This window comes from Paenibacillus antarcticus (assembly GCF_001637225.1).
Lineage (GTDB): Bacteria > Bacillota > Bacilli > Paenibacillales > Paenibacillaceae > Paenibacillus_AQ > Paenibacillus_AQ antarcticus.
Genome location: NZ_LVJI01000017.1, coordinates 1 through 3,353, shown reverse-complemented (window position 1 = coordinate 3,353; position 3,353 = coordinate 1). Strand labels below are relative to the sequence as shown.

Here is a 3,353-nt window from a genome sequence, read left to right as displayed (position 1 = left end):
TTCATAAACTCTGTTCATCTTTGAAATGGCCATCTTTCAAAACGTTTTTTGTTTTATAGAAATAACTTTGATCCTTGAAAACTAGATAACGAACGAATTTGCAAGTAAGAAACGAACATTCTTTTTAACTAGTTCGGTTAACTTGTTAACTGAGCAAAGTGTAAAAGTAGCAGTGAGTATTCAGTTTACTGAGTACAAGCTAATTGATATGCAAGTGTTTGGAGACTGAAGAACCTTCGGGTGAAGCAGACGAGAAACAGGAGCATGATGGTTAAGCTACTAAGAGCACACGGAGGATGCCTAGGCACTAGGAGTCGATGAAGGACGTGGCGAACAACGAAACTGCCTCGGGGAGCTGTAAGCAAGCTTTGATCCGGGGGTGTCCGAATGGGGAAACCCGGCTGTGGTAATACGCAGTCACTCATTTCTGAATACATAGGAAATGTAGAGACAGACCAGGGGAACTGAAACATCTAAGTACCCTGAGGAAGAGAAAACAATAGTGATTCCGTCAGTAGCGGCGAGCGAACGCGGATTAGCCCAAACCAAGGAGCTTGCTCTTTGGGGTTGTGGGACATCTCACATGGAGTTACAAAGGATTGGGTTAGGTGAAGAGGTCTGGAAAGGCCCGGCATAGAAGGTAAAAGCCCTGTAACCAAAAGTCCAATCCCTCCGAGATGTATCCCGAGTAGTGCGGGGCACGTGAAACCCCGTATGAATCCAGCAGGACCATCTGCTAAGGCTAAATACTCCCTAGTGACCGATAGTGAAACAGTACCGTGAGGGAAAGGTGAAAAGCACCCCGGAAGGGGAGTGAAATAGAACCTGAAACCGTGTGCTTACAAAAAGTCAGAGCCCTATTAATGGGTGATGGCGTGCCTTTTGTAGAATGAACCGGCGAGTTACGTTCCCGTGCAAGGTTAAGCTGAGAAGGCGGAGCCGCAGCGAAAGCGAGTCTGAATAGGGCGACATTTAGTACGTGGACGTAGACCCGAAACCGTGTGATCTACCCCTGTCCAGGGTGAAGGTGCGGTAACACGCACTGGAGGCCCGAACCCACGCATGTTGAAAAATGCGGGGATGAGGTGGGGGTAGCGGAGAAATTCCAATCGAACTCGGAGATAGCTGGTTCTCCCCGAAATAGCTTTAGGGCTAGCCTCGGAGTATAGAGTCGTGGAGGTAGAGCACTGATTGGGTGCGGGGCCCGCAAGGGTTACCAAACTCAGTCAAACTCCGAATGCCATGTACTTATATCCGGGAGTCAGACAGTGAGTGCTAAGATCCATTGTCGAAAGGGAAACAGCCCAGACCATCAGCTAAGGTCCCAAAGTGTGTGTTAAGTGGAAAAGGATGTGGAGTTGCCCAGACAACCAGGATGTTGGCTTAGAAGCAGCCACCATTGAAAGAGTGCGTAATAGCTCACTGGTCGAGTGACTCTGCGCCGAAAATGTAACGGGGCTAAACACACCACCGAAGCTATGGCTAGATACATTAGTATCTGGGGTAGGGGAGCGTTGTATGTGGGTTGAAGGTGTACTGTAAAGAGCGCTGGACAACATACAAGTGAGAATGCCGGTATAAGTAACGAAAAGATCAGTGAGAATCTGATCCGCCGAAAGCCTAAGGGTTCCTGAGGAAGGCTCGTCCTCTCAGGGTAAGTCGGGACCTAACGCGAGGCCGAAAGGCGTAGTGGATGGACAACAGGTTGAAATTCCTGTACCACCGTAATCCGTTATGAGCAATGGGGTGACGCAGCAGGGTAGTGACGCGGACTGATGGAATAGTCCGTCTAAGCAGTGAGGCTTGTGTGTAGGCAAATCCGCACACTATAAGGCTGGGCTGTAATGGGGAGCGAAAATTATAGTAGCGAAGGTCATGATCTCACACTGCCAAGAAAAGCCTCTAGTCAGGAGAAGGTGCCCGTACCGCAAACCGACACAGGTAGGCGAGAAGAGTATTCTAAGGCGCGCGGAAGAACTCTCGTTAAGGAACTCGGCAAAATGACCCCGTAACTTCGGGAGAAGGGGTGCCCCGGTAGTGTGAATAGCACGAGGGGGCCGCAGTGAAAAGGCCCAAGCGACTGTTTAGCAAAAACACAGGTCTGTGCGAAGCCGTAAGGCGAAGTATACGGGCTGACGCCTGCCCGGTGCTGGAAGGTTAAGGGGAGTGGTTAGGGGTAACCCGAAGCTATGAACCGAAGCCCCAGTAAACGGCGGCCGTAACTATAACGGTCCTAAGGTAGCGAAATTCCTTGTCAGGTAAATTCTGACCCGCACGAATGGCGTAACGACTTGGGCGCTGTCTCAACGAGAGATCCGGTGAAATTTTAATACCTGTGAAGATGCAGGTTACCCGCGACAAGACGGAAAGACCCCATGGAGCTTTACTGCAGCTTGATATTGGATTTGGGTACGATCTGTACAGGATAGGTGGGAGCCTGAGATGTAGGAGCGCAAGCTTCTACGGAGGCGCCGTTGGGATACCACCCTGATCGTATCTAGGTTCTAACCTAGGACCGTAATCCGGTTCGGGGACAGTGTCAGGTGGGCAGTTTGACTGGGGCGGTCGCCTCCTAAAGAGTAACGGAGGCGCCCCAAGGTTCCCTCAGAATGGTTGGAAATCATTCGAAGAGTGCAAAGGCAGAAGGGAGCTTGACTGCGAGACCTACAAGTCGAGCAGGGACGAAAGTCGGGCTTAGTGATCCGGTGGTACCGCATGGAAGGGCCATCGCTCAACGGATAAAAGCTACCCTGGGGATAACAGGCTTATCTCCCCCAAGAGTCCACATCGACGGGGAGGTTTGGCACCTCGATGTCGGCTCATCGCATCCTGGGGCTGAAGTAGGTCCCAAGGGTTGGGCTGTTCGCCCATTAAAGCGGTACGCGAGCTGGGTTCAGAACGTCGTGAGACAGTTCGGTCCCTATCTGTCGTGGGCGCAGGAAATTTGAGAGGAGCTGTCCTTAGTACGAGAGGACCGGGATGGACGCACCTCTGGTGTACCAGTTGTTCCGCCAGGAGCATAGCTGGGTAGCTACGTGCGGACGGGATAAGCGCTGAAAGCATCTAAGCGTGAAGCCCCCCTCAAGATGAGATTTCCCAATTAGTAAGACCCCTTGAAGACGACGAGGTAGATAGGTTGGAGGTGGAAGTGCAGCAATGCATGGAGCTGACCAATACTAATCGGTCGAGGGCTTATCCTAATATTCTGAAGTTTAGGCTTCAGAAGCAAATGCAAGTTTTGAACTGCAAATTCATTCGTATCTAGTTTTCAAGGATTAAACCTTGAATAACAGCATAAAGCTGAAACCGTTTGGTGGCGATAGCGGAGGGGTTCCACACGTCCACCTCGCAGT

1 rRNA gene is annotated in these 3,353 nt (G+C 50.9%); it reads left to right on the top strand.

The annotated features are described in order from the left end of the window. Positions 1-269 precede the first annotated feature (269 nt). A 23S ribosomal RNA gene (locus PBAT_RS13270) occupies positions 270-3,200 on the top strand. Positions 3,201-3,353: the final 153 nt, after the last annotated feature.